General features: G+C 71.3%; 23 protein-coding genes. 13 read left to right on the plus strand and 10 right to left on the minus strand.

Annotated elements, in window-relative coordinates; genetic code table 11:
- Positions 1-157: 157 nt before the first annotated feature.
- From cseC to ACWD4J_RS16010, 5 genes are all read right to left on the minus strand, one after another.
- Positions 158-1,591: a two-component system sensor histidine kinase CseC gene (gene cseC, locus ACWD4J_RS15990; RefSeq protein ID WP_451395993.1), complete on the minus strand. Its 1,434-nt coding sequence runs from the start codon at positions 1,589-1,591 to the stop codon at positions 158-160.
- The gene (gene cseB, locus ACWD4J_RS15995) at positions 1,512-2,225 is read right to left on the minus strand and encodes a two-component system response regulator CseB (RefSeq protein WP_451395962.1); all 714 of its coding nucleotides are present in this window, start codon (positions 2,223-2,225) and stop codon (positions 1,512-1,514) included. Before cseB ends, cseC begins: the two co-directional genes overlap by 80 nt.
- 21 nt (positions 2,226-2,246) lie before the next feature.
- Complete coding sequence (locus ACWD4J_RS16000) at positions 2,247-2,849, minus strand: hypothetical protein (protein ID WP_451395994.1); 603 nt, start codon at positions 2,847-2,849, stop codon at positions 2,247-2,249.
- A 119-nt stretch (positions 2,850-2,968) separates the two neighbouring features.
- Entirely contained in the window at positions 2,969-3,511 is a 543-nt protein-coding gene (locus tag ACWD4J_RS16005) for a SigE family RNA polymerase sigma factor (protein ID WP_451395963.1), read from the minus strand.
- A gap of 182 nt (positions 3,512-3,693) precedes the next feature.
- Positions 3,694-4,671 carry an A/G-specific adenine glycosylase gene (locus ACWD4J_RS16010; protein WP_451395964.1) on the minus strand — a complete coding sequence of 326 codons (978 nt, stop codon included), beginning with the start codon at positions 4,669-4,671 and terminating at the stop codon, positions 3,694-3,696.
- A gap of 621 nt (positions 4,672-5,292) precedes the next feature.
- On the opposite strand from ACWD4J_RS16010, the gene ACWD4J_RS16015 reads away from it, so the two are divergent.
- Complete coding sequence (locus ACWD4J_RS16015) at positions 5,293-6,093, plus strand: hypothetical protein (protein WP_451395965.1); 801 nt, start codon at positions 5,293-5,295, stop codon at positions 6,091-6,093.
- Between the two features lie 362 nt (positions 6,094-6,455).
- Here the strand turns inward: ACWD4J_RS16015 and disA are convergent, their stop codons facing one another.
- Complete coding sequence (disA, locus tag ACWD4J_RS16020; protein ID WP_451395966.1) at positions 6,456-7,580, minus strand: DNA integrity scanning diadenylate cyclase DisA; 1,125 nt, start codon at positions 7,578-7,580, stop codon at positions 6,456-6,458.
- A 68-nt stretch (positions 7,581-7,648) separates the two neighbouring features.
- Positions 7,649-9,058, minus strand: a complete 1,410-nt coding sequence (gene radA / locus ACWD4J_RS16025; RefSeq protein WP_451395967.1) for a DNA repair protein RadA — start codon at positions 9,056-9,058, stop codon at positions 7,649-7,651.
- 217 nt (positions 9,059-9,275) lie between these two features.
- On the opposite strand from radA, the gene ACWD4J_RS16030 reads away from it, so the two are divergent.
- Positions 9,276-11,093 (plus strand): BACON domain-containing protein, encoded by a 1,818-nt coding sequence (locus tag ACWD4J_RS16030; protein ID WP_451395968.1) that lies wholly within the window; start codon positions 9,276-9,278, stop codon positions 11,091-11,093.
- 48 nt (positions 11,094-11,141) lie between these two features.
- On the opposite strand, the gene ACWD4J_RS16035 is transcribed toward ACWD4J_RS16030, so the two are convergent.
- Complete coding sequence (locus ACWD4J_RS16035; protein ID WP_451395969.1) at positions 11,142-12,053, minus strand: hypothetical protein; 912 nt, start codon at positions 12,051-12,053, stop codon at positions 11,142-11,144.
- Positions 12,054-12,124: 71 nt separating this feature from the next.
- Between ACWD4J_RS16035 and ACWD4J_RS16040 the strand changes: the two genes are divergently transcribed.
- From ACWD4J_RS16040 to ACWD4J_RS16060, 5 genes are all read left to right on the plus strand, one after another.
- Positions 12,125-13,054 carry a Ppx/GppA phosphatase family protein gene (locus ACWD4J_RS16040; protein ID WP_451395970.1) on the plus strand — a complete coding sequence of 310 codons (930 nt, stop codon included), beginning with the start codon at positions 12,125-12,127 and terminating at the stop codon, positions 13,052-13,054.
- A gap of 174 nt (positions 13,055-13,228) precedes the next feature.
- Positions 13,229-14,053 (plus strand): sugar phosphate isomerase/epimerase family protein, encoded by an 825-nt coding sequence (locus ACWD4J_RS16045; RefSeq protein ID WP_451395971.1) that lies wholly within the window; start codon positions 13,229-13,231, stop codon positions 14,051-14,053.
- Complete coding sequence (locus ACWD4J_RS16050; protein WP_451395972.1) at positions 14,050-14,664, plus strand: TetR/AcrR family transcriptional regulator; 615 nt, start codon at positions 14,050-14,052, stop codon at positions 14,662-14,664. The genes ACWD4J_RS16045 and ACWD4J_RS16050 overlap by 4 nt, the downstream gene beginning before the upstream one ends.
- A 236-nt stretch (positions 14,665-14,900) precedes the next feature.
- Complete coding sequence (ilvD, locus tag ACWD4J_RS16055) at positions 14,901-16,754, plus strand: dihydroxy-acid dehydratase (RefSeq protein ID WP_451395973.1); 1,854 nt, start codon at positions 14,901-14,903, stop codon at positions 16,752-16,754.
- Between the two features lie 153 nt (positions 16,755-16,907).
- Positions 16,908-17,204, plus strand: coding sequence for an SH3 domain-containing protein (locus ACWD4J_RS16060; RefSeq protein WP_451395995.1), 297 nt, complete (start codon positions 16,908-16,910; stop codon positions 17,202-17,204).
- Positions 17,205-17,220: 16 nt separating this feature from the next.
- Here ACWD4J_RS16060 and ACWD4J_RS16065 read toward each other — a convergent pair whose 3' ends face one another.
- Positions 17,221-19,464, minus strand: coding sequence for a serine/threonine-protein kinase (locus ACWD4J_RS16065; RefSeq protein WP_451395974.1), 2,244 nt, complete (start codon positions 19,462-19,464; stop codon positions 17,221-17,223).
- Between the two features lie 158 nt (positions 19,465-19,622).
- Between ACWD4J_RS16065 and ACWD4J_RS16070 the strand changes: the two genes are divergently transcribed.
- From ACWD4J_RS16070 to proC, 6 genes are all read left to right on the plus strand, one after another.
- Positions 19,623-19,928, plus strand: a complete 306-nt coding sequence (locus ACWD4J_RS16070) for a hypothetical protein (RefSeq protein WP_451395975.1) — start codon at positions 19,623-19,625, stop codon at positions 19,926-19,928.
- 138 nt (positions 19,929-20,066) lie between these two features.
- The gene (locus ACWD4J_RS16075) at positions 20,067-20,576 is read left to right on the plus strand and encodes an EamA/RhaT family transporter (RefSeq protein ID WP_451395976.1); all 510 of its coding nucleotides are present in this window, start codon (positions 20,067-20,069) and stop codon (positions 20,574-20,576) included.
- A 99-nt stretch (positions 20,577-20,675) separates the two neighbouring features.
- The gene (locus ACWD4J_RS16080; RefSeq protein ID WP_451395977.1) at positions 20,676-21,530 is read left to right on the plus strand and encodes a class I SAM-dependent methyltransferase; all 855 of its coding nucleotides are present in this window, start codon (positions 20,676-20,678) and stop codon (positions 21,528-21,530) included.
- A gap of 55 nt (positions 21,531-21,585) precedes the next feature.
- A complete protein-coding gene (locus tag ACWD4J_RS16085; protein ID WP_451395978.1) occupies positions 21,586-22,413 on the plus strand; it encodes an ABC transporter ATP-binding protein in 828 nt (275 codons plus the stop codon).
- Positions 22,410-23,225: an ABC transporter permease gene (locus tag ACWD4J_RS16090; RefSeq protein ID WP_451395979.1), complete on the plus strand. Its 816-nt coding sequence runs from the start codon at positions 22,410-22,412 to the stop codon at positions 23,223-23,225. The genes ACWD4J_RS16085 and ACWD4J_RS16090 overlap by 4 nt, the downstream gene beginning before the upstream one ends.
- A gap of 220 nt (positions 23,226-23,445) precedes the next feature.
- Positions 23,446-24,255: a pyrroline-5-carboxylate reductase gene (proC, locus tag ACWD4J_RS16095; protein WP_451395980.1), complete on the plus strand. Its 810-nt coding sequence runs from the start codon at positions 23,446-23,448 to the stop codon at positions 24,253-24,255.
- 86 nt (positions 24,256-24,341) lie between these two features.
- Here the strand turns inward: proC and trpS are convergent, their stop codons facing one another.
- Positions 24,342-25,340: a tryptophan--tRNA ligase gene (gene trpS, locus ACWD4J_RS16100; protein WP_451395981.1), complete on the minus strand. Its 999-nt coding sequence runs from the start codon at positions 25,338-25,340 to the stop codon at positions 24,342-24,344.
- Positions 25,341-25,983 lie beyond the last annotated feature (643 nt).

A 25,983-nucleotide genomic window follows, 5' to 3' on the forward strand; every position in this document is an offset into this window, starting at 1 on the left:
TGGGGAAACTACGAAAAGCTGAAGGCGCGCGGAGTGGAGTTCCTGCACGCAGCGCAGGGAGGGCGGCCTCGACTTCGACAAGGAATGGGCCTCCTGGACAAGGAATGGGCTTCCTAAAGGACGGGCCTCCTGGCGGGCCTTCACCGGTCGGGCCACGTCAGTCGTCCAGCATCGGGAAACTCCCGGTGCTGGTCGGCGCGTGCTCCGGCAGCCACAGCACCGCGACCGCGCCCTCCGCCGGTATGTGCTCGGGCCCCCCGGGAGGGCGTACGTTGCGGAAGGTCAGGCGTGCGCCGAGCACGCGCGCCTGGCCCGCCGCGATCGTCAGGCCGAGACCGTGGCCCTGCCCTGAGCGGTCCCGGCTTCCGGTGCGGAACCGGCTCGGGCCCTCGGCGAGGAGTTCCTCCGGGAAGCCGGGCCCGTGGTCGCGCACGCGGATCACCCGGCCCTCCACGGTGACCTCGATCGGCGGCTTGCCGTGCCGGGCGGCGTTGGCCAGCAGATTGCCGAGCACGCGCTCCAGGCGCCGCGGGTCGGTTGTGACCTCCGACTCGTGCACCACGCGCACCGCTATGTCCGCGTCCCGCACGGCAACGCGCCGGGCCACGAACTCGCCCAGCATGATGTCCTGCAACTCGGCCCGCTCCGACGCGCTGTCGAGCCGCGCCACCTCCAGCACGTCCTCGACGAGTGTGCGCATGGCCTGCGCCCGGTCGCGTACGAGTTCGGTCGGGCGGCCCGGCGGCAGCAGCTCGGCCGCCGTCAGCAGGCCCGTCACGGGTGTGCGCAGCTCATGGGCGATGTCGGCGGTCACCCGGCGCTCGGCCTCCAGGCGCTGCTTGAGCGCGTCCGCCATCGCGTCCACGGCCCGCGCGAGGTCGTCGGTCTCGTCGCGTACGACACCGCCGATGGCGTCGCGCACCCGTACGTCCGTCTGTCCCTGGGCGACCTCGCCCGCGGCTGCCGCGGCCTTGCGCAGCCGCCGCGAGATCTGGCCGCCGATGAGCACACCGAGCGCGCAGCCGCCGAAGACCACCGCGATCGAACCCACGATCAGCGCCTGGTCCAGGTCCTTCATCACCTCGGCGCTGCGGTCCGTGAAACGGGTGTGCAGCGACAGGACGCGGCCGTCGCTGAGCGGGACGGCGGCCCAGATGTCGGGTACGCCGTTGGACTGCGCCGACACATAGGTGGCCCGGCGCCCGGCCATGGCCTTCGCCCGCAGATCCTTCGGTATGGCCGGATCGTCGATCTTGAGGCCCATGAAATTCAGCCGGCCGGTCGTCTCGTACATGCGCTCGGCGACCTGGATGCGCTCGTCCTGTACGTCACGTGCGTTGTCGAGCATCGAGACCCGCGCCGCGTTGTGCACGACCAGACTCAGCGCGAGCGCCACCAACGCGCCGACCAGCGTGATCGCGACGCTGATCTTCCACCGCACCCCGGTACGCAGCCGCCTGCCCACGCGCGGCCGCCCACCGCTGAAGCCCCCCAGGTCCACGCCGTGCTCCTCAGGCCCTGAGCTTGTAGCCGAAGCCGCGGACCGTCTCGATCCGGTCCTGGCCGATCTTGGTACGCAGCCGCTGCACATGGACGTCGACGACGCGGGTGTCACCGCCCCAGCCGTAGTCCCACACGCGCTCCAGCAGCTTGTCGCGGGAGAGCACCGTGCCGGGCGAGGAGGAGAACTCGAGCAGCAGCCGCATCTCGGTCGGCGTCAGCCCCACCAGCGCGCCACCTCGCCGTACCTCCATGCCCTCCGTGTCGATCTCCAGATCGCCGAAGCTGAGCACGCCGCCGGCCGCCTGCCCCGCGCCGCCGGCACTCCCGGCACCCGAGGCCGCCCCGCTCGCGTGTCCGAAACGGCGCAGCACGGCGCGGATCCTGGCCATCAGCACGGCACCGTCGAACGGCTTGGTCACATAGTCGTCGGCGCCCGCTTCCAGCCCCAGGACGACGTCGATCGGGTCGGCACGCGCCGACAGCATGATCACCGGCACGGTGGACTCGTCACGGATGCGCCGGCACAGCGAGACGCCGTCCAGGCCCGGGACCATCACATCGAGCAGCGCGATGTCGGGCCGGTCGGCGCGGAACGCCTCGAGCCCCGACAGGCCGTCGGGCATGGCGGTGACCGCGAAGCCGTCGCGCTCCAGCGCCAGCTGGGTGGCCTCGCGGATGACGTCGTCGTCCTCGACGAACAGGACGTGGGTCTGCTCTGCCATCCGAATGTGCTGCCTTCTGTGTCAGTTCTCCGAGGCCGAGGGCGAGCCCCCGCCGACCGCGTTGCTGTAGTCGTTGTGCGTACGGGACTGCTCGACGAACCTGTTCGCGGACCAGTGGTAGGTGATCACGTTCTCGCTGGACGGGTACTCCACCGGATCGCCCTTCTCGTACACCTGCATGGTCACGACGAGGTCGCCCCGGTCGATCTCCCCGTAGACCGGCGGCTCCTCGACCCGGAAGACATTCTGATACCTCCGGCCGGCCGCCCGGTACACATAAGTGCCGACGCCGACCGCATCACCGCAGGTCATGACATTGACGACGATGTCGTTCGAGGAACCGCCGGTCAGCTTGCCATAGGACACGTCGACCGGGTACTCGTCGGCGACGCACGGCTTCAGATCCCGCTTGACCTCGGCACTCACCTTCGGGTCGTTCTTGACCAGGGCGACCGCGTCGACGCGCTCGACCGTGGGCGCGGAGGGTGAGGAGGGGGCGGGCTGGGCGACCGAGGCGCCCCGTGCCGGGCCCTCGTCGCGGGCGCCGGTGCCGCCGGCGCCGCACCCGGCGAGGCAAAGACCGAGGGCGGTGAGCGCGGCCGTCGCCGCGCCCCCCGCCGTCAGGGCTCTCTTTCCGGTGCGGCCGTCGCCGCGTCCGGCGGCGGAAGCGTGGCCTCGTACGACCCGCGTCCGTCGTGTCGCCCGTATCCGTCGTATGAGCCGTATGCCTCGTATCCGAGCGCCTAGGCGGCCGCGCAACGCTCCCGCTCCTCACGTTCGAGCGCGCGCGCATCGACGTCGCGGCTCTCCAACTCCTGACGGAGCCGGGCGAGCGCCCGGTGCAGCGTGCTCTTGACCGTGCCGGCCGACATGCCGAGGGCGGCGGCCGTCTCCTCCGTGGACATCTGTTCCCAGTGTCGCAGCACGACGACGCTGCGCTGCTTGGGTGCCAGCACCTTCATGGCGTCCATCAGCAGGGCGCGGTCGGCGTGCTGCTCGGTGGAGTCCTCGATCCTCGCGTCGGGCAGCTGCTCGGTGGGCACCTCCTCCAGCTTCCGGGCCCGCCACCACTCCGTGCGCGTGTTGATCATGACGCGGCGCAGATACGCGTCCGCCAGCCGCTTGTCGGCTATATCCGCCCAGTGGCCGTACGTCCGCACGAGCGCGGTCTGCAGCAGGTCCTGCGCCTCGACCGGGTCGGGGACCAGGCGCCTGGCGCTGCGCAGCAGGGCGTCCTGCCTGCTGCGTACGTACTCCTCGAATTCGAGCACCTCGCCATGCGCCATCGCCAACCGCCTCCGTTTTCCGACCCCGTGTTCGCGCTGGTGCGCGCCGCTGTGCGGTACGGCATGAAGCTACGGATCGGTTGTCACGAGGCTGTCCGAGGCAGCCTGCGGCGGACGCACGGCTGTCCGGCGGTTGTGTAACAGAGCCGGACGCGCGTAACGGGTCCTGAAAGGGCGTTCGGTCAGGCGAGCGGAAGGCGGTACAGGCCGCCCTGGAGAGGTTCGACGAGCCCGTCGGCGACGAGTCCGTCCAGGGCCCGGGCGCGCTGCACGGGCTCGTCCCACACGCGGTCGAGTACCGCCTGCGGAACGGGCGCGACGGCCTCCCGCAGCACTGCCAGCAGCCGGCCGCGCACCTGGCGGTCGGTCCCCGCGTACGTCTGGCCGCGACGCGGCGGCCCCTCGTGCGCCGGCTTCCCGGCCAGCCGCCACGCGCACTGCGCGGCGATGGGGCAGCGGACACAGCTCTCGTTCTTGGCCGTGCAGATCAGCGCCCCCAGCTCCATGGACGCGGCGGCCCAGCGCGATGCCGTGCTCTCGTCCTCGGGGAGCAGCTCGCGGGCGAGCTTGCGCTCGGCCGCGGTGGTGGCGTTCGGCGGGTACTGCGTGCCGGTGACGGCGCGCGCGAGGACCCTCCGCACGTTCGTGTCGAGTACGGCGTGCCGCTGTCCGTAGGCGAAGGACGCCACGGCGGCGGCGGTGTACTCGCCGATGCCGGGGAGCGCGAGCAGCTGCGAGTGCTGCGTCGGCACGTCGCCGCCGTGCCGCTCCGTTATGGCGACTGCGGCACCGTGCAGCCGCAGCGCGCGCCGCGGATAACCGAGCCTGCCCCAGGCGCGGACGGCTTCTCCGGGCGCCTCCTCGGACAGGTCGGCGGGGCGCGGCCAGCGGGCCATCCACTGCTCGTACACGGGCAGTACACGGTTGACCGGAGTCTGCTGCAGCATGAACTCGCTGACCATCACGCCCCAGGGGCCCGCCTCGGGCCGGCGCCACGGCAGGTCGCGCGCGTTCTCCTCGAACCATGCGATGACGGGCGTGTGCAGGGCGGCACCTTCCGGGCTGCCCGGGGTAGCCCCCGGGGTGCCGGATTCGGTGCGGCAGGACGGCATGGGAGCCGTGGACGGGGTTGCTTGCATGGTTTTCGTGGGAGCAGTCATGGCACGCACGATCCTGCCACGGTGCCGCACGCCGAGCGGGCATCCGCGGCCATGCCGGGGCAGAAGGCCAGGTGAGAGGCGGGAGTGACACGCCGGAGGAGGCAGTTCCGGTCGTGCCGGGGACGGTTCGGGGCCCGGTACGGACCGTCTCCGGGCGATCGGCGGAGCGCGCCGCGGGGGCCGCTGCACGGGTGTGCGGCCGTGGGTGTGCGGTTCCCAGGACGGGCGCCCGGCAGCGGCCGGTGTCCCGGGGGGGCGGACCCGGGTCCGGCGAACCACCGGACCGGTCCCGGGGAGGACGGCCCCGCACCACCCCGGTCATACGCGTCATCGGCTGCCGGCCGATGCGTACCACCACCGCTGACTCGACCAACTCGCCTGTCCCCAGGCTGCGGTGGTCCAAGCACCGGAGCCGATGTCGTTCATGACCGTGGACATACGCAATGAGCCCGCACATCACGCGATGCGACGGTTCAGTCTCGTATGTGACGAAAGGCAGGGACCTGGAGCGGGGACAGGATGTGTACGGGGTGCGCGGCCAGGATGATGATCCGCAAAAGTTGGGACGCCGGGCGGCGGGTGGGGCAGGATAACCCGCTGATCTCTCGTACAGTTTGCGCCGTGGGATCTCTGCGCAATCCGGTCGGGCCGCTTCCCTCCACCATCTACTGGCGACGGAGGGCCGTTCTGCTGTCCGTGGTCGCCCTGCTGGCACTGCTCGTCGTATGGGCCGTCAATTCCGGCGGCGGAGGCGGCAGTGGCAACACCGCCGGCGGCGCCGACGGCAAGAACCCCGCGCCGTCGATCACGCCGGGCCCCTCCGGCTCCGGGCCTGCGATCAGCGAACACCCGGGCGGACGCGACGAGTCGAGCGGCAGCGGTGACGGCTCCGGGGAGAGCGAGGGCTCCGGCGATACGGGCGGCTCCGGCGGTTCGGACGGGACCGGCTCCACGGACTCCTCGGAGGGCGCCACGGGCGGGGGCGGCTCGGGCGACCGGGTTCCGGCCGGATCCAGCCTGCCCAACTGCACTGCCGCTGCGGTCACGTTGACGGTGCGCAGTGTCCACAACACGTACGAGTCCGGTGAGAAGCCGGAGTTCGAGCTGATCGCGCAGAACACGTCGGGGACGGCCTGCAAGGTGGACCTCGGGCCGAAGGAAGCCGTACTGACGATCACGCTGACCGGAAGCGCCGACGCCTTCTGGACGTCGTCGGACTGCCCGAAGGGCACCGGGAGTCTGTTGCTGCGGGTGCCGGCGGACGGGCGCGTCACGCAGACCGTGGTGTGGGACCGGCATGCGAGTGCGGCTCAGTGTGCGACGCCGGCCGCCGGTTCGGCAAAAGCCGGTACGTACCTTGTCGAGGCGAAGGCTCCGGGCCTTGCGAAGGCCCAGACGTCCTTCGTCCTCAAGAACGACTGACGTCCCCGTACCGGGGCGGAGCTACGGTTTACGGCACCGCCGTCGTGGTGCTGTTGGAACGGGCCACCGGCCGGAACCCGCGAGCGTGCCGAAGGGGACGATGGGGGTCCCCCCGCTCGAGCGAAGCCGAGAGTGGGGGAGGGGTGTGCGCCCGCAGCGGCCGGCGCAAACGTACGGCTCGCTCCAACAACGACGGCTCAGTGCCAGACCGAGGACGTACACCCCGGCGCGGCCCCGACGCACCCACCGGCAGCTGGCGAACCACCCACCGCCCGGAAGTCGCCCACGTTCCGACCACCCACCGACAGGTGGCGCACCGCACCCGACAACGACGGCGCCCAAGACCCGCGGCCCGCCGGAGGCTAGACGTAGCGCTCGAGGATCGAAGACTCCGCCAGCCGCGAAAGCCCCTCCCGGACGCTCCGCGCCCGGGCCTCCCCGACGCCGTCCACCGTCTGCAGATCGTCGACGCTCGCGGCGAGCAGCTTCTGCAGACCGCCGAAGTGCTCCACGAGGCGGTCGATGATGGCCCCCGGCAGCCGCGGCACCTTCGCCAGCAGCCGGAACCCGCGCGGCGAGACGGCCGAGTCCAGCGTCTCCGGCGACCCCGTGTAACCCAACGCCCGCGCCACCACGGGAAGTTCCAGCAGCTCGGTCTGCGAGAGCGCGCCCAGCTCGGACAGCGCCTCCTCGACCGTACGGGACCGCTTCGCGGTCGGCTCCGGCACATAGTCCCGGACGACGAGCTCCCGCTCGGGCTCGACGCCCGCGATCAACTCCTCGAGCTGGAGCGCGAGGAGCCGCCCGTCGGTGCCGAGCTCCACCACGTACTCGGCGATCTCGGTGGCGATGCGCCGCACCATCTCCAGGCGCTGCGACACGGCCGAGACGTCCCGGACGGTCACCAGGTCCTCGATCTCGAGCGCGGACAGCGTGCCCGCGACCTCGTCGAGCCGCAGCTTGTACCGCTCGAGGGTGGCCAGGGCCTGGTTGGCCCGGGAGAGGATCGCGGCCGAGTCCTCCAGAACCCGCCGCTGCCCGTCCACGTACAGCGCGATGAGCCGCATGGACTGGGACACCGACACGACCGGGAAGCCGACCTGCTTGCTCACCCGGTCCGCGGTGCGGTGCCGCGTGCCGGTCTCCTCGGTCGGGATCGTCGGGTCCGGCACGAGCTGGACGCCGGCGCGGAGGATCTTGGTGAGGTCCTTGTCGAGGACGATGCCGCCGTCGAGCTTGCACAGCTCGCGCAGCCGCGTCGCCGTGAACTCGACATCCAGGACGAATCCGCCCGTGCACATGGCTTCGACGGTCTTGTCGGTGCCGAGAACGATCAGCCCTCCCGTGTTGCCGCGGAGGACGCGCTCGAGGCCGTCGCGCAATGCCGTACCGGGCGCGACAGCGCTCAGAGAGGCGCGCATGAGCCCATCGGCACCGGAGCTCCCACCGGACTTGCCGGGAGCTGCTGCCCGGTCGTTGGCTGCCACTGCACTCCTCCGGTCGCAGGTTCTGGGGCGCCCTCGGTTCGTACGGATGGGCGAGACCGGGGCAAAGTCTACCGGCGGTCCTCCTCCTCCCGTGGGGCCTCTCGCCGACGCGACCGCGGCAGCACCCGCAGAGCGTCCCCTATGTCGGCGACTTCCAGGACCTTCATACCGGGCGGGACCTTGCCCGGATCCGTCGGCACGAGGGCGTGTGTGAAGCCGAGGCGGTGGGCCTCCGCGAGCCTGCGCTGGACCCCCGTGACCCGTCTGACCTCGCCCGCGAGGCCCACCTCGCCGATCGCGACGAGGTTCTTCGGCAGCGGGGTGTCGCTCGCGGCGCTGGCGAGCGCGAGCGCGACGGCCAGGTCCGCGGCGGGCTCGGAGAGCTTCACGCCGCCGACCGTCGCGGAGTAGATGTCGCGCTTGCCGAGCGCGGTGATGCGGCCGCGCTGCTCGAGGACGGCCAGCATCATCGAGACGCGCGATGTCTCCAGGCCGGAGGTGGTGCGCCGGGGCGAGGGGATCTGCGAGTCGACCGTGAGGGCCTGCACCTCCGCCACCAGCGGGCGCCGGCCCTCCAGCGTCACGGTGAGGCAGGTGCCCGGAACCGGCTCGGCACGGCGGGTGAGGAAGAGGCCGCTGGGGTCGGCGAGGCCCGTGATGCCCTCGTCGTGCAGCTCGAAGCAGCCGACCTCGTCCGTCGTCCCGTACCGGTTCTTGACGCCGCGGACCAGCCGCAGGCGCGCGTGCCGGTCGCCCTCGAAGTGCAGCACGACGTCCACGAGATGCTCGAGGAGCCGCGGGCCCGCGATCGCGCCGTCCTTGGTGACATGGCCCACCAGAAGCGTCGCCATGCCGCGCTCCTTGGAGGCACGGATGAGGGCCCCGGCCACCTCCCGGACCTGGGCCATGCCGCCGGGCGCCCCGTCGATCTCCGGCGAGGCCACGGTCTGTACGGAGTCGAGGATCAGCAGTGACGGCTTGACCGCGTCCAGATGACCGAGGATGGCCGCGAGATCCGTCTCCGCGGCCAGATACAGATGGTCGTCGATCGCCTTGATGCGGTCCGCGCGCAACCGCACCTGGCTCGCGGACTCCTCGCCCGTGACATACAGCGTGCGGTGCTCGTCGCTGGCCGACTTGGCCGCCACGTCCAGCAGGAGCGTCGACTTGCCGACGCCCGGCTCGCCCGCGACGAGGACCACGGCGCCGGGGACCAGCCCGCCGCCGAGCACGCGGTCCAGCTCGGGCACGCCGGTCGAGCGGGCGGTGGCCTGGCGGCCGTCGACCTGGCCGATCGGCACGGCCGTGGTGGTGACGCGGCCGGGCGCCGTCGTACGGACCGCGGGCGCGCCGTACTCCTCGACCGTGCCCCATGCCTGGCACTCGGGGCAGCGGCCGAGCCACTTGGCCGTCTGCCAGCCGCACTCGGTGCAGCGGTAGGACGGCCGGTCCTTGGCGGTTTTCGTACGGGCAGCCATGGACGAAACCGTAGCGGGAGGCACCGACAGTCCCGGTCCCCGGTCGGAATTGTCGGTGGGGCGCTCGGTCCGCGCTCGAGCCCGACGGGCCCCCTGTAACGCCCAGACCCCGGAATGACGGGTTCCTGTCCCCTTTTGAGGGATCTGTTCACCCGTAAGGATTAAATGTCCGCGACGGTGAGGAGGGCCCCACCACCACCGGCCTACGGTCGCACGGGTGACGAGCAGTAGGCCGCAGCCCTCCCCGCAGACCCCCGGAGCCCGCCGGTCGCATCGCGACGCGCGGCACCGCGGGGCCGCGCACCGCACCCAGGCCCAGCGGCCGCCCGCGCGCTACGAGCCCTATCTGGACGGCCTGTTCACGTACTGCCTGTCCGTGCTGTGCGACCACGACGCGGCGACCGCCGCCCTCGGAGAAGCCCTCGCGTGTGCCGAGCGCCGCGGCTCGCGCAGGCCGGACGCCGACGGCGAACGCAAGGCCTGGCTGTACGCGCTCGCACGCTGGTCGTGTCTGCGCGAACTCGCCGAGGCCAAGCGGAAGAGGCAGAGCTCGCGCGGCGCCGGCCGGCGCGCCGACCGGGCGACGGCCGCCTCGGGCTCCGCGGAGACCGCCCGGACCTCCGGCCGTACCGTCTCCGCGGAGACGGAGCAGGAGCGCCGGCGGGAGCTCGCACTGCTCGCCTGGCCGGAGGCCGCCGGGACGACGCCCGAGCAGCGCGAGGCGCTCGAACTCGCCGTACGCCATCAGCTCGCCGCCAAGGAGGTCGCCGCGGTCCTCGGCATGGACCTCGCCTCGGCCCGGGAGCTCCTGGCCACAGCGGCCTGCGAGGTGGAGCGCACCCGTACCGCGCTCGCCGTCGTGGAGACCGGCACCTGCCCCGCCGTCGCCCGCCTCACCGGCGACAACCAGCTGTTGCTCGGCGCGGCCCTGCGTACCGAGCTCGTCCGGCACGTCGACGACTGCCCGCGCTGCCGCCGCACCGCCGAGCGTGCGGGCACCGCCTGGCCCGGCACCGGCGTCACCACCGTGTCGCTGCCCGTGGTCGAGGCCCCGCGCCCGGCCCTGCACACCGCGATGACGCAGGCCCCGCGCGCGCGGGACCGCGCCCCGCGCTTCGACCGGCGTGGTTTCCCGACGGACCCCCGTGACCGTGCCGCCCGCCGCGGACGGCTACGCGCGCGTGCCGTCGCGACAACCGTCGTGGCAACGGTCGTCGCGGCCCCCGTGCTCGCCCTCTGGGCCGCCTACCGCAGCGCGCCTCTCACCGGCGAGGGCCAGGACGGCCGCTCCGTCTCCGTCAGCGAGGCCGACGGCCCCGGCGGTCTCGGCGGCGACCATGCGGGCGGCTACGAGAACGCCGGCAACGCCAGCGCCGAGCCCGACGCGCGGTTCACCGCGGGCAGCCGTACGCCCGATGTGTCCGTGGAGGTGATCAGCCCGGGAGCGCCGCCGTCCCGCAGTGCGGTGGGCCCCGGCAGGCTCACGGTCGAGGCGCAGCCGAGCAGCGGCCACACGACACTGATCACGCTGCGGGCGTCCGGGGGCGCACCGGTGCACTGGTCGGCGCACGCGGACGCCCCGTGGCTCTACCTCAGTCAGTCCTCGGGAACGCTCGCGCCGGGCGAGTCGATCACCATCGAGGTGTACGTCGATCACCATCGCGAGCCCCCCGGGCACTGGCGCGCGCAGATCGTGATCGATCCGTCGGGTGCGGTGATCGGGCTCGAGGGCTATGGAGAATCGTCTCCGCCGTCCTCCGGCCCCCCGCCGTCGTCGCCCGGATCCCCGCCGCCGTCCGACCCGGCCACGCCGAGCGACCCGCCCTCGTCGGATCCGCCGCCGTCCTCGGATCCGCCGCCGTCGTCGGATCCGCCCCCGTCCAGTGACGATCCGGCCCCGGACGACCCGTCGCCCTCCGACCCGAGCCCCAGCGACACCGCCGCCCCCACCGACTCGCCCGCCCCGTCCGACCCCGGGGACTCGTCCCCGCCACCGAGTGACGGGGGAGAGGGGAGCCCAAGCGAAGGGTCATAAGGGGCAGAAGGGGTATGGAGCCCGCCCGGGCAGCCCTCCGCGGCACGGTCAGGTCGTCGGATCGGCGGGGTGCGGCGCCACCAGCGGCAGTTCGGACGCCAGCCGGGCCTCGCACAGCTCGACCAGCCGGTCGTATCCCGCCTTGCCCATGAGCTCGGTGAGCTCCGGCCGGTACGAGACGTACACCGGCTCGCCCGCGCCGTGTGCCGAGGTCGCCGACGTGCACCACCAGTGCAGATCGTGGCCGCCCGGACCCCAGCCCCGGCGGTCGTACTCGCCGATCGACACCTGCAGGACGCGGGTGTCGTCGGGCCGGTCGATCCACTCGTACGTCCGGCGGATCGGCAGCTGCCAGCAGACGTCCGGCTTGGTCTCCAGCGGTTCGCGGCCCTCGCGCAGCGCCAGGATGTGCAGCGAGCAGCCCGCGCCGCCCGCGAATCCGGTCCGGTTCTGGAAGATGCAGGAGCCCTCGAACCGGCGGGTCTGGCGCTCGCCGTCCTCGTCCTCCTGGACCCAGCCCGTCTCCACGCCCACGTCGTGGTGCTGCCAGATCTCGGGTGTGAGCCTCGCCACATGTTCGGCGACGCGCTTCTCGTCGTCCTCCTCCGAGAAGTGCGCGCCCAGCGTGCAGCACCCGTCGTCCGCGCGGCCTGCCTGGATGCCCTGGCAGCCGCTTCCGAAGATGCAGTTCCAACGGGAGGTCAGCCATGTCAGATCGCAGCGGAATACCTGCTCGTCGTCCGCCGGATCAGGGAATTCGACCCATGCGCGGGCGAAGTCCAGGCCCTTCTCGTCGGGGACCGGCTGCTGCCCCCGCCCCGGCCCGTCCGACCGCTTCGACTGCTTCGGCGGTTTCGACCGCTTCTCCTCCGGCTGCTCCTGCTCCGGCGCCGTCGCCTTCGAGGACACCGTGGCAGAGCTGGCGGATTTGTCGGTCTTCGCCTTTTTCGTCTTTGGCACGCCTCCAGGGTATGCGGGCGGAAGCCCGCCCAGGGAGTTCCGCCCGGCCCACGCGCAGTAGCGTTCCGTATATGAGACTCGGTGTCCTCGACGTGGGTTCGAACACGGTGCATCTGCTGGTGGTGGATGCGCATCCGGGCGCGCGCCCGCTGCCCGCGCACTCGCACAAGGCGGAGCTGCGCCTTGCCCAACTCCTCGACGGCGACGGAGCCATCGGCCCCGACGGTGTCGGCAAACTGATCGGCGTCGTCCACGAAGCGCTGCAGGCCGCCGAGGACAAGGGCGTCGAGGACCTGCTGCCGTTCGCGACCTCCGCGGTCCGCGAGGCCAGCAACGCCGACGAGGTGCTGGCCCGGGTCAAGGACGAGACCGGTGTCGAACTGCAGGTCCTGAGCGGTGAGGAGGAGGCCCGTCTCACCTTCCTCGCGGCCCGCCGCTGGTTCGGCTGGTCGGCCGGGAAGCTGCTGGTGCTGGACATCGGCGGCGGCTCGCTCGAGATCGCGTACGGCATGGACGAGGAGCCGGATGCCGCCGTCTCGCTGCCGCTGGGCGCCGGCCGGCTGACCGCGGGCTGGCTGCCGGGCGATTCGCCGGCCCCGGCGGACGTGCGGGCGCTGCGCCGGCACGTGCGGGCGGAGATCGCCCGGACCGTCGGGGAGTTCAGCCGCCTCGGCACCCCGGACCATGTGGTCGCCACCTCCAAGACCTTCCGGCAGCTCGCCCGGATCGCGGGCGCCGCCCGCTCGGCCGACGGCCTCTACGTCCAGCGGGAGCTCAAGCGCAGGGACCTGGAGGACTGGGTGCCGCGGCTCACCGAGATGACCGAAGACGAGCGCGCACAGCTGCCCGGCGTCTCCGAGGGCCGCTCCGGCCAGCTGCTCGCCGGCGCACTCGTCGCAGAGGGCGCGATGGACCTCTTCGGCGTGGAGTCGGTGGAGATCTGTCCCTGGGCCCTCCGCGAGGGCGTAATCCTCCGCCGCCTGGACCACATGCCGAGCTAGCCGACCGGCTGCCCCCCCCGCTGTGGGCAGTCGTTCCGCTGGGGCGGAACGGGTGGGCACAGCGGAACCCCGACGGCGGGTAACCCCTCCTCCGGGCAGCAACCACGTCGTACGTAGGTGGGGGGCGGCCGGCAGACGCGCCCCCCACCATCCCCGCCCCGTACCCTGTCCCTCGTGGCAGAACCAGTGGTGCGCATCCCGGATGCGAAGGTCGCCCTGTCGACGGCCTCGGTCTATCCGGAGTCGACGGCAACGGCCTTCGAGATCGCCGCGCGCCTCGGGTACGACGGCCTCGAGATCATGGTCTGGAACGACCCCGTCAGCCAGGACATCGACGCGCTGCGCAGGCTGAGCGACTACCACCGCATCCCGATCCTCGCCGTCCACGCCCCCTGTCTGCTGATCACGCAGCGCGTGTGGTCCACCGACCCCTGGGTCAAGCTCCAGCGCGCGCGGTCCGCCGCCGAGCGGCTGGGCGCCTCCACCGTCGTCGTGCACCCGCCGTTCCGCTGGCAGCGCCAGTACGCCCGGGACTTCGTCCGCGGCATCTGGCGCATGGCCGACGAGACGGATGTGCGGTTCGCCGTCGAGAACATGTACCCCTGGCGCTACCGGGACCGGGAGATGGCCGCGTACGCCCCGGACTGGGACGTCACCAAGGAGGACTACCGGCACTTCACGATCGACCTCTCGCACACGGCGACCGCCCGCACCGACGCCCTGCAGATGATCGACCGCATGGGCGACCGGCTCGGCCACGTACACCTCGCCGACGGCGCCGGCTCCGGCAAGGACGAGCACATGGTCCCCGGCCGCGGTACCCAGCCCTGCGCCGAGATCCTGGAGCGCCTGGCCCTGAACGGCTTCGACGGCCATGTCGTCCTGGAGGTCAACACGCGGCGGGCCATGTCCAGCGCCGAGCGCGAGGCCGATCTGTCGGAGGCCCTGGCCTTCACCCGGCTGTATCTCGCGTCGGCCGCGAAGGTGCCGAGGTCATGACGGACACCGCCCCCAGGCGCCGGGGACGGCCCTCCCGCACGCAGGCGACGGAGGGGCCGGACACCAGGGAGCGCATCCTGCGGGCCGCCCGCGAGGAGTTCTCCGAGCGGGGGTACGAGAAGACGTCGGTGCGCGGCATCGCCAAGGCGGCCGGGGTCGACTCCGCGCTCGTCCACCACTACTTCGGCACCAAGGAACAGGTCTTCGAGGCCGCCATCGAGGTCGTCTTCGCGCCTGCCCTGAAGGCCCCGGACGCGATCACCGAGGGCCCGCTCGACGGGGTCGGCGAGCGGTTCGCCCGGTTCCTCTTCGGGATCTGGGAGAACCCGGCCACCCGTACCCCGCTGCTCGCCGTGGTCCGCTCCGCGATGAACAACGAGGCGGCCGCCGCGGTCTTCCGCCGGCTCGTCGCCGGCCAGCTGCTGCGCAAGGTCGCGGGCCATGTGGGCCGGCCGGACGCCGAACTGCGCGCCGAGCTGGCGGCGGCCCAGCTGGTCGGCGTGGCCATGCTGCGATACGTGATCAAGCTGGAGCCGCTGGCCTCGGCGGACGTCGAGCAGATCATCGCGCGGGTGGCGCCGGTGGTGCAGGGGCATCTGACGGGGGAGTGACGGGCCGCCCGTACCGCCCGTGCCCCCGAACACCGCCAGTACCCCCGAACAGGTGCCGGGGAGCGAGACGGCTGTCCCGTTATCCGGACAAGCTGTCCAGCCCCTGGAGTCCCGGCGTAGGCTCGACGCAAGTCATCCTGCCTATCGTCCCGGCCGAACGGACAGCGCGCAGTCGCCGTCCCGAACGCACCGTGCCGTAGGCAGCCGTAGGCATCTGCCTTAAGGAGCGAGCGACGATGCCCGAGCTGAGGTCCCGCACTGTCACCCACGGCCGCAACATGGCGGGCGCCCGCGCCCTTATGCGCGCCTCCGGTGTACCGGGCGCCGACATCGGGCGGAAGCCGATCATCGCCGTCGCCAACTCGTTCACGGAGTTCGTGCCCGGCCACACCCACCTGCAACCGGTCGGCCGGATCGTCAGCGAGGCCGTCCGGGAGGCCGGCGGCATCCCGCGCGAGTTCAACACGATCGCCGTCGACGACGGCATCGCGATGGGCCACGGCGGCATGCTGTACTCCCTCCCGTCCCGCGACCTGATCGCGGACAGCGTGGAGTACATGGTCGAGGCCCACTGCGCCGACGCCCTGATCTGCATCTCCAACTGCGACAAGATCACCCCGGGCATGCTGATGGCGGCCCTGCGCCTCAACATCCCGACGGTCTTCGTCTCCGGCGGCCCGATGGAGGCCGGCCGCGCGACCCTCGTCGACGGCACGGTCCGCACACTCGACCTGATCGACGCGATCTCCGACGCCGTGAACGACAAGATCTCGGACGAGGACATCCTCCGTATCGAGGAGAACGCCTGTCCGACCTGCGGCTCGTGTTCCGGCATGTTCACCGCCAACTCGATGAACTGCCTGACGGAGGCCATCGGTCTCTCCCTCCCCGGCAACGGCTCGGTGCTCGCCACGCACACCGCCCGCAAGGCCCTCTACGAGAACGCGGGCACGACGGTCGTCGAGCTGGCCAAGCGTTACTACGAGCAGGACGACGACAGCGTCCTGCCGCGCTCCATCGCCACCCACGCCGCCTTCGAGAACGCCATGGCGCTCGACATCGCGATGGGCGGCTCCACGAACACGATCCTGCATCTGCTGGCCGCCGCCCAGGAGGCCGAGGCCGGCTATGACCTGTCCGACATCGACGCCGTCTCGCGCCGCGTGCCGTGCCTCGCGAAGGTCGCGCCCAACGTCGCGCCCACGCAGACGTACTACATGGAGGATGTGCACCGCGCGGGCGGCATCCCCGCGATCCTCGGCGAGCTGTACCGCGGCGGTCTGCTCAACGAGGACGTGCACACCGTCCACAGCCCCTCCATCAAGGAATGGCTGGACGACTGGGACATCCGCAGCGGTTCCGCGACCGACGAGGCCGTCGAGCTGTGGCACGCGGCCCCCGGCTGCAAGCGCTCCGCCGAGGCCTTCTCCCAGTCCGAGCGCTGGGAGGAGCTGGACACGGACGCGGCGAACGGCTGCATCCGCGACGTCGCCCACGCCTACTCCAAGGACGGCGGCCTGGCGGTCCTCAAGGGCAACCTCGCCGTGGACGGCTGCGTCGTGAAGACGGCCGGCGTCGACGCCTCGATCTGGACCTTCGAAGGCCCGGCCGTCGTCTGCGAGTCGCAGGAAGAGGCCGTCGAGAAGATCCTGAACAAGCAGGTCAAGGAGGGCGACGTCGTCGTCATCCGCTACGAGGGCCCCAAGGGCGGCCCCGGCATGCAGGAGATGCTCTACCCGACCTCGTTCCTCAAGGGCCGGGGCCTCGGCAAGGCCTGCGCCCTGGTGACCGACGGCCGCTTCTCCGGCGGCACGTCCGGCCTCTCCATCGGCCACGCCTCCCCCGAGGCGGCCTCCGGCGGCACGATCGCCCTCGTCGAGGACGGCGACCGCATCCGCATCGACATCCCCAATCGCACCATCGAACTCCTCGTCGACGACGCCACCCTGGCGTCCCGCCGCGAGGCCCTCGCCGGCGTCTACGCCCCGAAGTCCCGCGACCGCAAGGTGTCGGCGGCACTGCGGGCGTACGCGGCGATGGCGACGAGCGCGGACAAGGGAGCGGTGCGGGACGTCAGCAAGTTGGGCTGACTCCGGCTGAGTTGAGACGATCAGGGGCCGCCCGGGATTTCCCGGAGCGGCCCCTGCGGCACGCGGTGTCCCTCTATGATCACCGGGTCTTCAAACGGCACTGGAGGGGACATGACAGTCAAGGGTTGGGACCGTAGACGCGTGGCCACCGCGATGGCGGGAGCGGTGGGAGCCTTCGGGCTCGTGCTCGGGGCGGCATCCACCGCCTCGGCTGCGACCTACTCGGTTGTGGCAGACGTGAATGTGCGATCCGGTCCGAGCACTTCGTACCCCATCGTGGCGAAGCTCGCGTCCGGCGCCCAGGTCGCCATCTCCTGTCAGACCCCGGGGGAGACCATCACCGGCCCCCTCGGCACCTCGAACATCTGGGACAGGATCGGCAGTGACCGCTACGTGACGGACACGTATGTCCGCACCGGTAGCGACGGCTACGTGGCACCCCGCTGCTGACGTAGGGGCGCTCCTGTCACCACCGCGACGGATGCTGGCCCTCGACCGCGAAGAGCGATCCGTCGGGGGCAGCGGAATACACGTGCGTGTCGGCGACGACCGGGCCGGGCAGTGAGCCGAGAAGTGCCCCGCGGTCACCGCCGATGCGAGGTTCCGTCTGGCCGAGCAGTGCTCCCCGCGCGGTGTCGACTGCATAGAGCCGCCCGTCAGCCGCCGTGAAGTAGAGGCGGCGGTCGACCGCGACGGGCGGCGAGGTCCGGCTGACGGACGTCTCCAGGCGCCAGAGCTGACCTGCCCTGTCTCCCTTGGTGTTCATGGCGACGAGGCTTCCCCCGTCAGCGAGTACGTAGACCGTGTCTCCGTGGACCGTGGCCTGCGCCCCTTGAAGCGGAAAGACCAGGGGGACACGGCGGACCGTGTGGCTCGCCACCTCATAGCGGACGACGGCATCCGCAGCGGTATAGGTGTTGTACGAGAGCAACCACACCACGCCCTTGCCCTCTCCCAACGGAGTCAGCGATCCGTTGAACCGCTGCCGCCAGCGCACGTCGCCCGTCCTCGGGTTCACCCCGCTCACGACCGTGCCCTTGCCGTCCGGGGTGAGGCTCACGGCGTACGCGGTGCCGCCACCGTAGGAGGAGAAGATCGGCTGAGTCTGGCCCGCGATCGGGTGGCTCCACAGCTCGTGGCCGGTCGCACCGTCGACGGCGGTCACCTTCGAGTCCGGAGCGGTGAGGAGGACTTGGTCACCGACGTGGGCGATGCGGCCGCTGTACCTCGCGATATCGAGGGTCCAACGAGTCCGTCCCGTCGACGGTTCCAGCGCGGCCAGCTTCTTCCCGTCATCGAAGGCGACGTGCAGGAGGCCGCCCGCAAGAACGGGCGGCCAGGCCGGGGCGGCGTCATCGGACTCCGACGTGCCGTTTCGCGACCACAGGACTTTGCCGTCTGCCGGATCGACGGCGGCGGCCATGACCCCGGGTTGTGCGCAGTACAGCTCTCCCAGGCCGTACGTGCACTCGGGCATCCCCTTGGCCCTGGCGCTGCCCGCGTTCTTCAGGTGGGTCTCCCAGGGAGCGAAGTAGCCGGTCTGCTGCTTGTCGGAACTCTCTCCGGCGGGATGGGCCCGGCCGCCACCACTGGAACCGTAGAGAGCGAGAGCGAGGACAGCGCCGACGGCGAGCAGCGTGGTCGCGACCACGGCAGCGGTGGACATCCTCGGGAACCGGCGGCGTGCAGGCAGGCGGCCTTCGATCGTGTCGCCCGTCGCCTTGCCGGGGGCGCGCTGCGAGGCTTCCTCGTCGCCGTATGCAGACGCATCGCGCGGCTCACTGCCGCCGTCCTCGACCCCGTCCGCTTTCCCCGCTGTCCGGGCGAGTCGCCATTCGCCGCTGTGCCACTGATCAGCGGAAAAGCTCTGGGTGTCGTGTGAAGCCGACACGGCGCGCAGCGCCACCATCAGCTCTTCCGCCGTCGGGCGGTCTTCCGGCTCCTTGGCCAGGCAGCGGCTGACGACCGGCGTCAGCTCCTCGGGCAATCCCGTCAAGTCGGGTTCATCGTGTACGACTTGGTAGGCGACGATATACGGGCTGTCGGAGTCGAAGGGACCACGCCCGGTCGCCGCGTGCACGATCACCGAGCCCAGGGCGAAGACGTCGGCGGCCGGCCCGACGTCGCGCGGAGTCCGGAACTGCTCGGGGGCCATGAAGGGCGGAGTGCCGATCAGCTTGCCCGTCTCCGTGCGCAGTTCGCTGTCCGACGGTCGCGAGATGCCGAAGTCGATGACCTTCGGTCCGTCGTCGGCCAGCAGCACGTTGCTCGGCTTCAGATCACGGTGAACGACGCCGGCCCGGTGGATGTCGCGCAACGCCTCGGCAAGCCCGGCCATCAAGTGCCGCAGATGTGCGGGCGGCAGCGGCCCGTCTTCCTTGACGTATTCGGCGAGCGTCGGGCCGGGAATGAAGAGCGTTGCCATCCAAGGGCGTTCCGCCTCAGGGTCCGCGTCCACCACAGGCGCCGTGAACGCCCCGCTCACCCGCCGTGCAGCACCCACCTCCTGACGGAACCGCCCGCGAAACTCCGAGTCTTGGGCGAGCTCGGTGTGGACGACCTTCACTGCGAGGCGGAGCCCGGACGTCGAGCGCGCCAGATGGACGACACCCATGCCACCGGAACCGAGCCGTGTCTCCAGCCGGTAATGCCCGGCGTACTGCGGATGTTCCGCTTCCGTGTCCGTATCTGGGCGGGGCTGCTGCGACATCACTCACCCCCGTGTGTCCGTCGACAGCGCGACTCGCAGAGCCTAGTCGATGATTCTTGCGAACCCGCTGCGGCTTGCTAGCCTCTGCGCGCCGTGATGTGGCAGTGGCTCGTGGCGGCGGGAACACACCAGGAACCATGCAACGGGGGAGGCCCAGAATGGCCATCGAGAAAACAGAGACTCCGGGGGACGGCGCGGAGGCTCTCACGGCCGCAGCGTCGAGCTATCCCATAGCGCCCGGCTACAGCGTCAATGTTCGCAGCGGCCCTGGCACGAACTACCGCCTAGTCCGGGTTCTGTCGCCCGGCTCGTGGGTGACCATCGCCTGCCAGACCGTCGGCCAGACGGTCAGCGGTCCGTACGGAACCTCGCACATCTGGGACAGCATCGCCAGCGGGCAGTACGTGTCGGACGCATACGTGAACACGGGCAGCGACGGGTACGTCGCCTCGCGCTGCGGCTGAGGGTTCGGCTTTCGGCCCGCCCGTGCGGCCTTCGGCTTGTCTGTGCGGCCTTCGGCACTGTTCGTGCTGCTTGCCGCGCCCTGGGCTGGCCGACCACCTCGGGCCGGAGGCGATGGACTCCGGCGCGATAATCAACGTATGAGCGACGAAACCGGTGCCGACGCGGCCGGCACGCCGGGCGGCCCCCGCCCCGAACCCATTCGCTTCTTCGGCACCACCTGGGTCGACCACGACGGCGGCTATGCGGCACGCCGCGCAGCCGTAGCCGTCGGCTCGCTCGCCGCGGCGGCGGTGGCGTGCCTGGTCCTGCGCTTCGCATACGAGGGCCTGGAGATCGCCGCCATCGGCGCACTGGCGACCGTCCTGGTCGTCGTGATGTTCGTGGTCTGCAGCGCGCTCGCCTTCCGACACACCTGGGACGGCTTCAGCAAGCGCCCCGACTTCGACCGCCAGGCGTCCCTCCGCGGTCTCCTCGCCATCGGCTTCGTCGGCTCCCTCCTCGCGTATTTCTTCCGCACGCTCATCGAGGCCCCGGGCGAGAAGCTGCACCGCGCGGAGTACGAAACGGCACGCGAGCAGTACGAACGCCGTGCGGCCCGCCGCGCGGGCAACCCGTCGAAGCGGCAGGGGAAGGGCCGCAACGGCTGAGGCCGTCGCCTGGCGCCTGGCGCCTGCGCCTGCCGCCCCGGCGGGCAGCCACCGGCCCGCGGCCTGGCGGTTCGGCGGCGGATCCGCTTGCTTGGCTGCATGCATTCAGAACCTTCCGGCCTCCCAGACCCCTCCAGCCCCTCTGACACCCCGTCCCACGTCCCAGGTCCCTCCTCCCCCTTCGCGCTGTCCTTCGACTCCGTCGCCGGCCAGTACGCGACGGCCCGCCCCGGCTACCCGCCCGAACTCTTCGACACCATCGAGGAACTGGCGGGCCGGCCCCTCCGTGGCGCCCGCGTCGTCGACGTGGGCGCCGGCACCGGCATCGCCACCGCACTGCTGGCCGACCGAGGCGCTCGCGTCATCGCGGTCGAACCCGGCCCGGGCATGGGAGCCGAACTGAAGGCGCACCTCCCGGACGTCCCCCTCGTCCGCGCCCTCGGCGACTCCCTCCCCTTCAGGGACGCCTGCGCCGACCTGATCACCTACGCACAGGCCTGGCACTGGACGGATCCCCGGCGCTCCGTCCCCGAAGCACTGCGCGTGCTGCGCCCTGGCGGAGCCCTGGCCCTGTGGTGGAACGTCCCCGACCCGGACGTGCCATGGACTGCCGAACAGGAGCAGCGCCTGCAGGCCCGCCTCCCCGGCTACCACGCACACGGCATCACCGGCGAGGCCCCGCAGATCATCGACCGGCTGGTCCCGGGCCTCGGCCCCGTCCACCGCCGTCTGCACTGGACCCGCCGCGTCCCCGTCGACGTCCATCTCGCCCACCTCGGCAGCCGCTCGTACTTCGCGACCCTCGGCCCCGAGAGGTCCGCACCCGTACTGGCCGACGAGCGCCGCCATCTGCTGCGGCACTTCCCCGACGGCATCGTCGAGGAGGCGTACGCCGTGGACCTGACGGTCGTACGCAACGCCGGGACCCCACGCAGCAGCCAGCAGCAGGAGTGACAGCCGCCCCCGCGACGCCTTGACGGCACCTCACCCCGCACCCATTATTCACCGCATGATGAATTTTACTTCCGGACACCCCGCCCGGGAGGGAACCCCCACCGAGCCCCCACCCGCCGTCCGCGCCGCCGCCCTCACCGTCGTACGAGGCGCACACACCGTGCTCCACGGCCTCGACTTCACCGTCCCGCGCGGCCAGATCACCGGCCTGCTCGGCCCGTCCGGCTGCGGCAAATCGACGCTCATGCGCGCGATCGTCGGTACGCAGGCCAAGGTCACCGGCACCCTGGAGGTCCTCGGGCGCCCCGCCGGCGACCCCTCTCTCCGCTCCCGCGTCGGGTACGTCACCCAGGCACCCTCCGTCTACGACGACCTGACGGTCCGCCAGAACCTCGACTACTTCGCCGCCGTCCTGGACCCGGGCCGAGCGGCCGCCGAGCGCCGCCACGAGAACGTCAGCCGGGTCATCGCCGACGTCGACCTCACCTCGCACGGCGACGCCCTGGCCGGCAACCTCTCCGGCGGCCAGCGCAGCCGCGTCTCGCTCGCCGTGGCCCTGCTGGGCGCCCCCGAACTCCTCGTACTCGACGAACCCACCGTCGGCCTCGACCCCGTACTCCGCCGCGACCTGTGGAACCTCTTCCACTCCATCGCCGCCGAGCGCGGCGCGACCCTCCTCGTCTCCTCGCACGTCATGGACGAGGCGGAACGCTGCCACCGCCTGCTCCTCATGCGCGAGGGCGAGATCCTCGCGGACGACACCCCCGACGCCCTGCGTGAGAGCACGCACACGGAGACCGTCGAAGCAGCGTTCCTCCACCTGGTCGACGAGGCCGTCGCGGCCGCAACCCATGCCGACGCCCGCAAGGAGACGGCCCGATGACCACGACGAGCACGCACCTCACGCCCTCCTCGCCCGCGCCGCCCACAGCGCCCCGCGCATCCCGGGCATCCGTGATGAACGTGTCCCGCACCCTCGCCACCGCCGCCCGCGTCCTGCGCCAGCTCCGCCACGACCCACGGTCCATCGCGCTGATGATCCTCGTCCCGTGCGTGATGCTCTTCCTGCTCCGCTACGTCTTCGACGGCAGCCCGCGGACCTTCGACTCGATCGGCGCCTCGCTGCTCGGCATCTTCCCGCTGATCACGATGTTCCTGGTGACCTCCATCGCCACCCTGCGCGAACGCACCTCCGGCACCCTCGAACGCCTCCTCGCCATGCCGCTCGGCAAGGCCGACCTGATCGCGGGTTACGCGCTCGCCTTCGGCGCCCTGGCCATCGTCCAGTCCGCCCTCGCCACCGGCCTCGCCCTGTGGGCCCTCGGGCTCGACGTGACCGGCTCGCCCTGGCTGCTGCTCCTCGTCGCCCTGCTCGACGCCCTGCTCGGCACGGCACTCGGACTCTTCGTCTCGGCCTTCGCGGCCTCCGAGTTCCAGGCGGTGCAGTTCATGCCCGCGGTGATCTTCCCGCAGCTCCTCCTCTGCGGCCTCTTCACCGACCGCTCCACCATGCACCCGGTCCTCGAAGGGATCTCCAACGTCCTCCCCATGTCGTACGCCGTCGACGGCATGAACGAGGTCCTCAAGCACACGGACATGACGGCGAACTTCGTACGGGATGCGCTGGTCGTGGCCGGCTGCGCGCTGCTGGTACTGACCTTGGGCGCGGCGACACTACGACGCCGGACAACGTGACGTCTCAGCCCGTCCGGCGTTTGAGGACGAGGCCGTCAAGGCCGAAGCGGGGGTCTGGGGGCGCAGCCCCCAGGGACGGGAAGGGAAGGGGAGGCTGGGGCGAAAACCTCCAGGCAGAACCCGCCACCCGACGTCCGCCCACCGGACACCCAAGCCACCCCCACGCCCCCGGTGCGAGGATGAACACGGACGACGCAACCCCCCGGAGGGCACCCCAGCCATGACCCAGAAAGTCGCAGTCCTCGGCACCGGCAAGATCGGCGAAGCCCTGCTCAGCGGAATGATCCGAGCCGGCTGGGCCCCGGCCGACCTCCTGATCACCGCCCGCCGCCGCGAGCGCGCCGAAGATCTCCGGAGCCGCTACGGCGTCACGCCCGTCACGAACACCGAGGCGGCCAAGATGGCCGACACCCTGATCCTCACGGTCAAGCCGCAGGACATGGGCACCCTCCTCGACGAGCTCGCCCCGCACGTCCCCGCCGACCGGCTGATCATCAGCGGCGCGGCGGGCATCCCCACCACGTACTTCGAGGACCGGCTGCCCGCGGGCACCCCGGTCGTCCGCGTCATGACGAACACCCCCGCCCTGGTCGACGAAGCCATGTCCGTCATCTCGGCGGGCACCCACGCGACCGCCGAGCACCTCGCCCACGCCGAGGAGATCTTCGGCGCGGTCGGCAAGACGCTCCGCGTCCCCGAGTCCCAGCAGGACGCCTGCACCGCCCTCTCCGGCTCCGGCCCGGCGTACTTCTTCTACCTGGTCGAAGCCATGACCGATGCCGGCATCCTCCTCGGCCTGCCCCGCGACAAGGCCCACGACCTGATCGTCCAGTCCGCGATCGGCGCCGCCACGATGCTCCGCGACAGCGGGGAACACCCGGTCAAGCTGCGTGAGAACGTGACCTCCCCGGCCGGCACCACCATCAGCGCCATCCGCGAGCTCGAGAACCACGGCGTACGCGCAGCCCTCATCGCCGCCCTCGAGGCGGCCCGCGACCGCAGCCGCGAACTCGCCTCCGGCAACAGCTGACGCGCTGCCCGCCACCGCGTCGGGCAACTGCTTCGCCTACCGGCGGCAGGGCCGGCCGACCCCAGGGGGACGGCCGGCCCTGCCGGTCAGGAAGGCGGCAGCAGCCCGATCGCCCGATAGGCCGCGTCCACCGTCGGCCGGGCCATCCCCCTGGCCTTCTCCGCCCCGCCCTTCAGCACGCCCTCCAGATACGCACGATCCGCGACCAGCTCCCGGTGCCGCTTCTGCAGCGGCCTGAGCAGCTCGACGACGGCATCGGCGGTGTCCTTCTTCAGGGCCCCGTACGACGTGTACGCACTGCCCAGCTCCTCGGGCTCCCCGCCCGCACAAGCCGCCAGGATCTCCAGCAGATTGGAGACACCGGGTTTGGACTCCCGGTCGTAGGCGACCTCCTGCCCGCTGTCGGTCACCGCCCGCATGATCTTCTTCCGCACCACGTCCGGCTCGTCGAGCAGATAGACGATCCCGGCCCCCGCGTCGTGGGACTTGCCCATCTTCGACGTCGGCTCCTGCAGATCCATGACCCGCGCCGCCACCACGGGATACGTCGCGCGAGGCGTCACGAACGTATGGCCGTACCGCTGGTTGAACCGCATCGCCAGGTCCCGCGTCAGCTCGACGTGCTGCCGCTGGTCGTCCCCGACCGGCACCTCATCGGCCCCGTACGCCAGGATGTCCGCCGCCATCAGCACGGGATACGTCAGCAGCGACAGCCGCACACTCCTGCCACGTGCCTGCTCCCGCGCGACCTTCTCCTTGTACTGGATCATGCGCCGCATCTCACCGTCGGTCGCGACGCACTCGAGCAGATACGACAGGCGCGCGTGCTCGTCCACATGACTCTGCACGAACACGGTGCACCGCTCCGGATCCAGCCCGGCCGCCAGCAGCAGCGTCGCCGCCTGCCGACTGAGCCTGCGCACCCGGCCTGGATCGTGCTCCACCGTGAGGGCGTGCAGATCGACGATGCAGAACAGCGCATCGGCCCGGTGCTGGTCGACTTCCGCCCACTGCCGGACGGCCCCCAGATAGTTCCCCAGCGTCAGATGCCCCGTCGGCTTGACCCCGCTGAAGATCCGCGTCATCTCTCCACCTCCTGATCGTCGGCCGCCGCTGCCCGCCGGCCGGCTCCGGTTGCTCCAGGAGGGAGATACGCGAACGGCCGCCGAGGCGGCGGCCGTTGAGTGCATGCGTAAGTACGGCCGCCGGTCAGGCGGCCCACCACTGCTGGGTGAACGCATGCTTGGACATGTCCACAAGGGTACGCCCTGAGGCGCTGAGTTGACATGCCTGGCTGGCATACGTAGTGTTCTCCGAGTTGTCCGACGTGAGCACCGACTCCGGTCGGCCCCGGACAGCCATTCCGCAGGAACCATTCAAACGAACGACGATTCGTCGTCGGCTCGTTTCCATGCGTGTTTGCGAAATGAGGAATCCGCGTTCGAAAGGGCGCGGGCCCCCGATTAGGTCGGGAGCCGGGATTCCGCTAAAGTCTCACTCGTCGGAACGGCCCAACGGCCGGGAAGACACCCCACTCTGACTGGGAATCAGGCCCGAAAGGATCTGATAGAGTCGGAAACGCCGGAAAGGGAAACGCGAGAGCGAGAACCTGGAAAGCACCGAGGAAATCGGATCGGAAAGATCTGATAGAGTCGGAAACGCAAGACCGAAGGGAAGCGCCCGGAGGAAAGCCTGAGAGAGTCTCTCGGGTGAGTACAAAGGAAGCGT

The sequence above is a fragment of the Streptomyces sp. NPDC002577 genome (assembly GCF_053594815.1).

What these genes read in the sequence shown, in the direction of transcription:
- ACWD4J_RS16060 (WP_451395995.1), top strand. Translation starts at nt 16,908, where the DNA reads ATGGCGGGAGCGGTGGGAGCCTTCGGGCTCGTGCTCGGGGCGGCATCC.
- ACWD4J_RS16085 (WP_451395978.1), top strand. Translation starts at nt 21,586, where the DNA reads ATGATGAATTTTACTTCCGGACACCCCGCCCGGGAGGGAACCCCCACC.
- cseC (WP_451395993.1), bottom strand. Translation starts at nt 1,591, where the DNA reads ATGTGCAGCGGCTGCGTACCAAGATCGGCCAGGACCGGATCGAGACGG.
- ACWD4J_RS16070 (WP_451395975.1), top strand. Translation starts at nt 19,623, where the DNA reads ATGGCCATCGAGAAAACAGAGACTCCGGGGGACGGCGCGGAGGCTCTC.
- ACWD4J_RS16090 (WP_451395979.1), top strand. Translation starts at nt 22,410, where the DNA reads ATGACCACGACGAGCACGCACCTCACGCCCTCCTCGCCCGCGCCGCCC.
- ACWD4J_RS16080 (WP_451395977.1), top strand. Translation starts at nt 20,676, where the DNA reads ATGCATTCAGAACCTTCCGGCCTCCCAGACCCCTCCAGCCCCTCTGAC.
- trpS (WP_451395981.1), bottom strand. Translation starts at nt 25,340, where the DNA reads ATGACGCGGATCTTCAGCGGGGTCAAGCCGACGGGGCATCTGACGCTG.
- ACWD4J_RS16010 (WP_451395964.1), bottom strand. Translation starts at nt 4,671, where the DNA reads ATGACTGCTCCCACGAAAACCATGCAAGCAACCCCGTCCACGGCTCCC.
- cseB (WP_451395962.1), bottom strand. Translation starts at nt 2,225, where the DNA reads ATGGCAGAGCAGACCCACGTCCTGTTCGTCGAGGACGACGACGTCATC.
- ACWD4J_RS16050 (WP_451395972.1), top strand. Translation starts at nt 14,050, where the DNA reads ATGACGGACACCGCCCCCAGGCGCCGGGGACGGCCCTCCCGCACGCAG.
- ilvD (WP_451395973.1), top strand. Translation starts at nt 14,901, where the DNA reads ATGCCCGAGCTGAGGTCCCGCACTGTCACCCACGGCCGCAACATGGCG.
- ACWD4J_RS16065 (WP_451395974.1), bottom strand. Translation starts at nt 19,464, where the DNA reads ATGTCGCAGCAGCCCCGCCCAGATACGGACACGGAAGCGGAACATCCG.
- radA (WP_451395967.1), bottom strand. Translation starts at nt 9,058, where the DNA reads ATGGCTGCCCGTACGAAAACCGCCAAGGACCGGCCGTCCTACCGCTGC.
- ACWD4J_RS16040 (WP_451395970.1), top strand. Translation starts at nt 12,125, where the DNA reads ATGAGACTCGGTGTCCTCGACGTGGGTTCGAACACGGTGCATCTGCTG.
- ACWD4J_RS16075 (WP_451395976.1), top strand. Translation starts at nt 20,067, where the DNA reads ATGAGCGACGAAACCGGTGCCGACGCGGCCGGCACGCCGGGCGGCCCC.
- proC (WP_451395980.1), top strand. Translation starts at nt 23,446, where the DNA reads ATGACCCAGAAAGTCGCAGTCCTCGGCACCGGCAAGATCGGCGAAGCC.
- ACWD4J_RS16005 (WP_451395963.1), bottom strand. Translation starts at nt 3,511, where the DNA reads ATGGCGCATGGCGAGGTGCTCGAATTCGAGGAGTACGTACGCAGCAGG.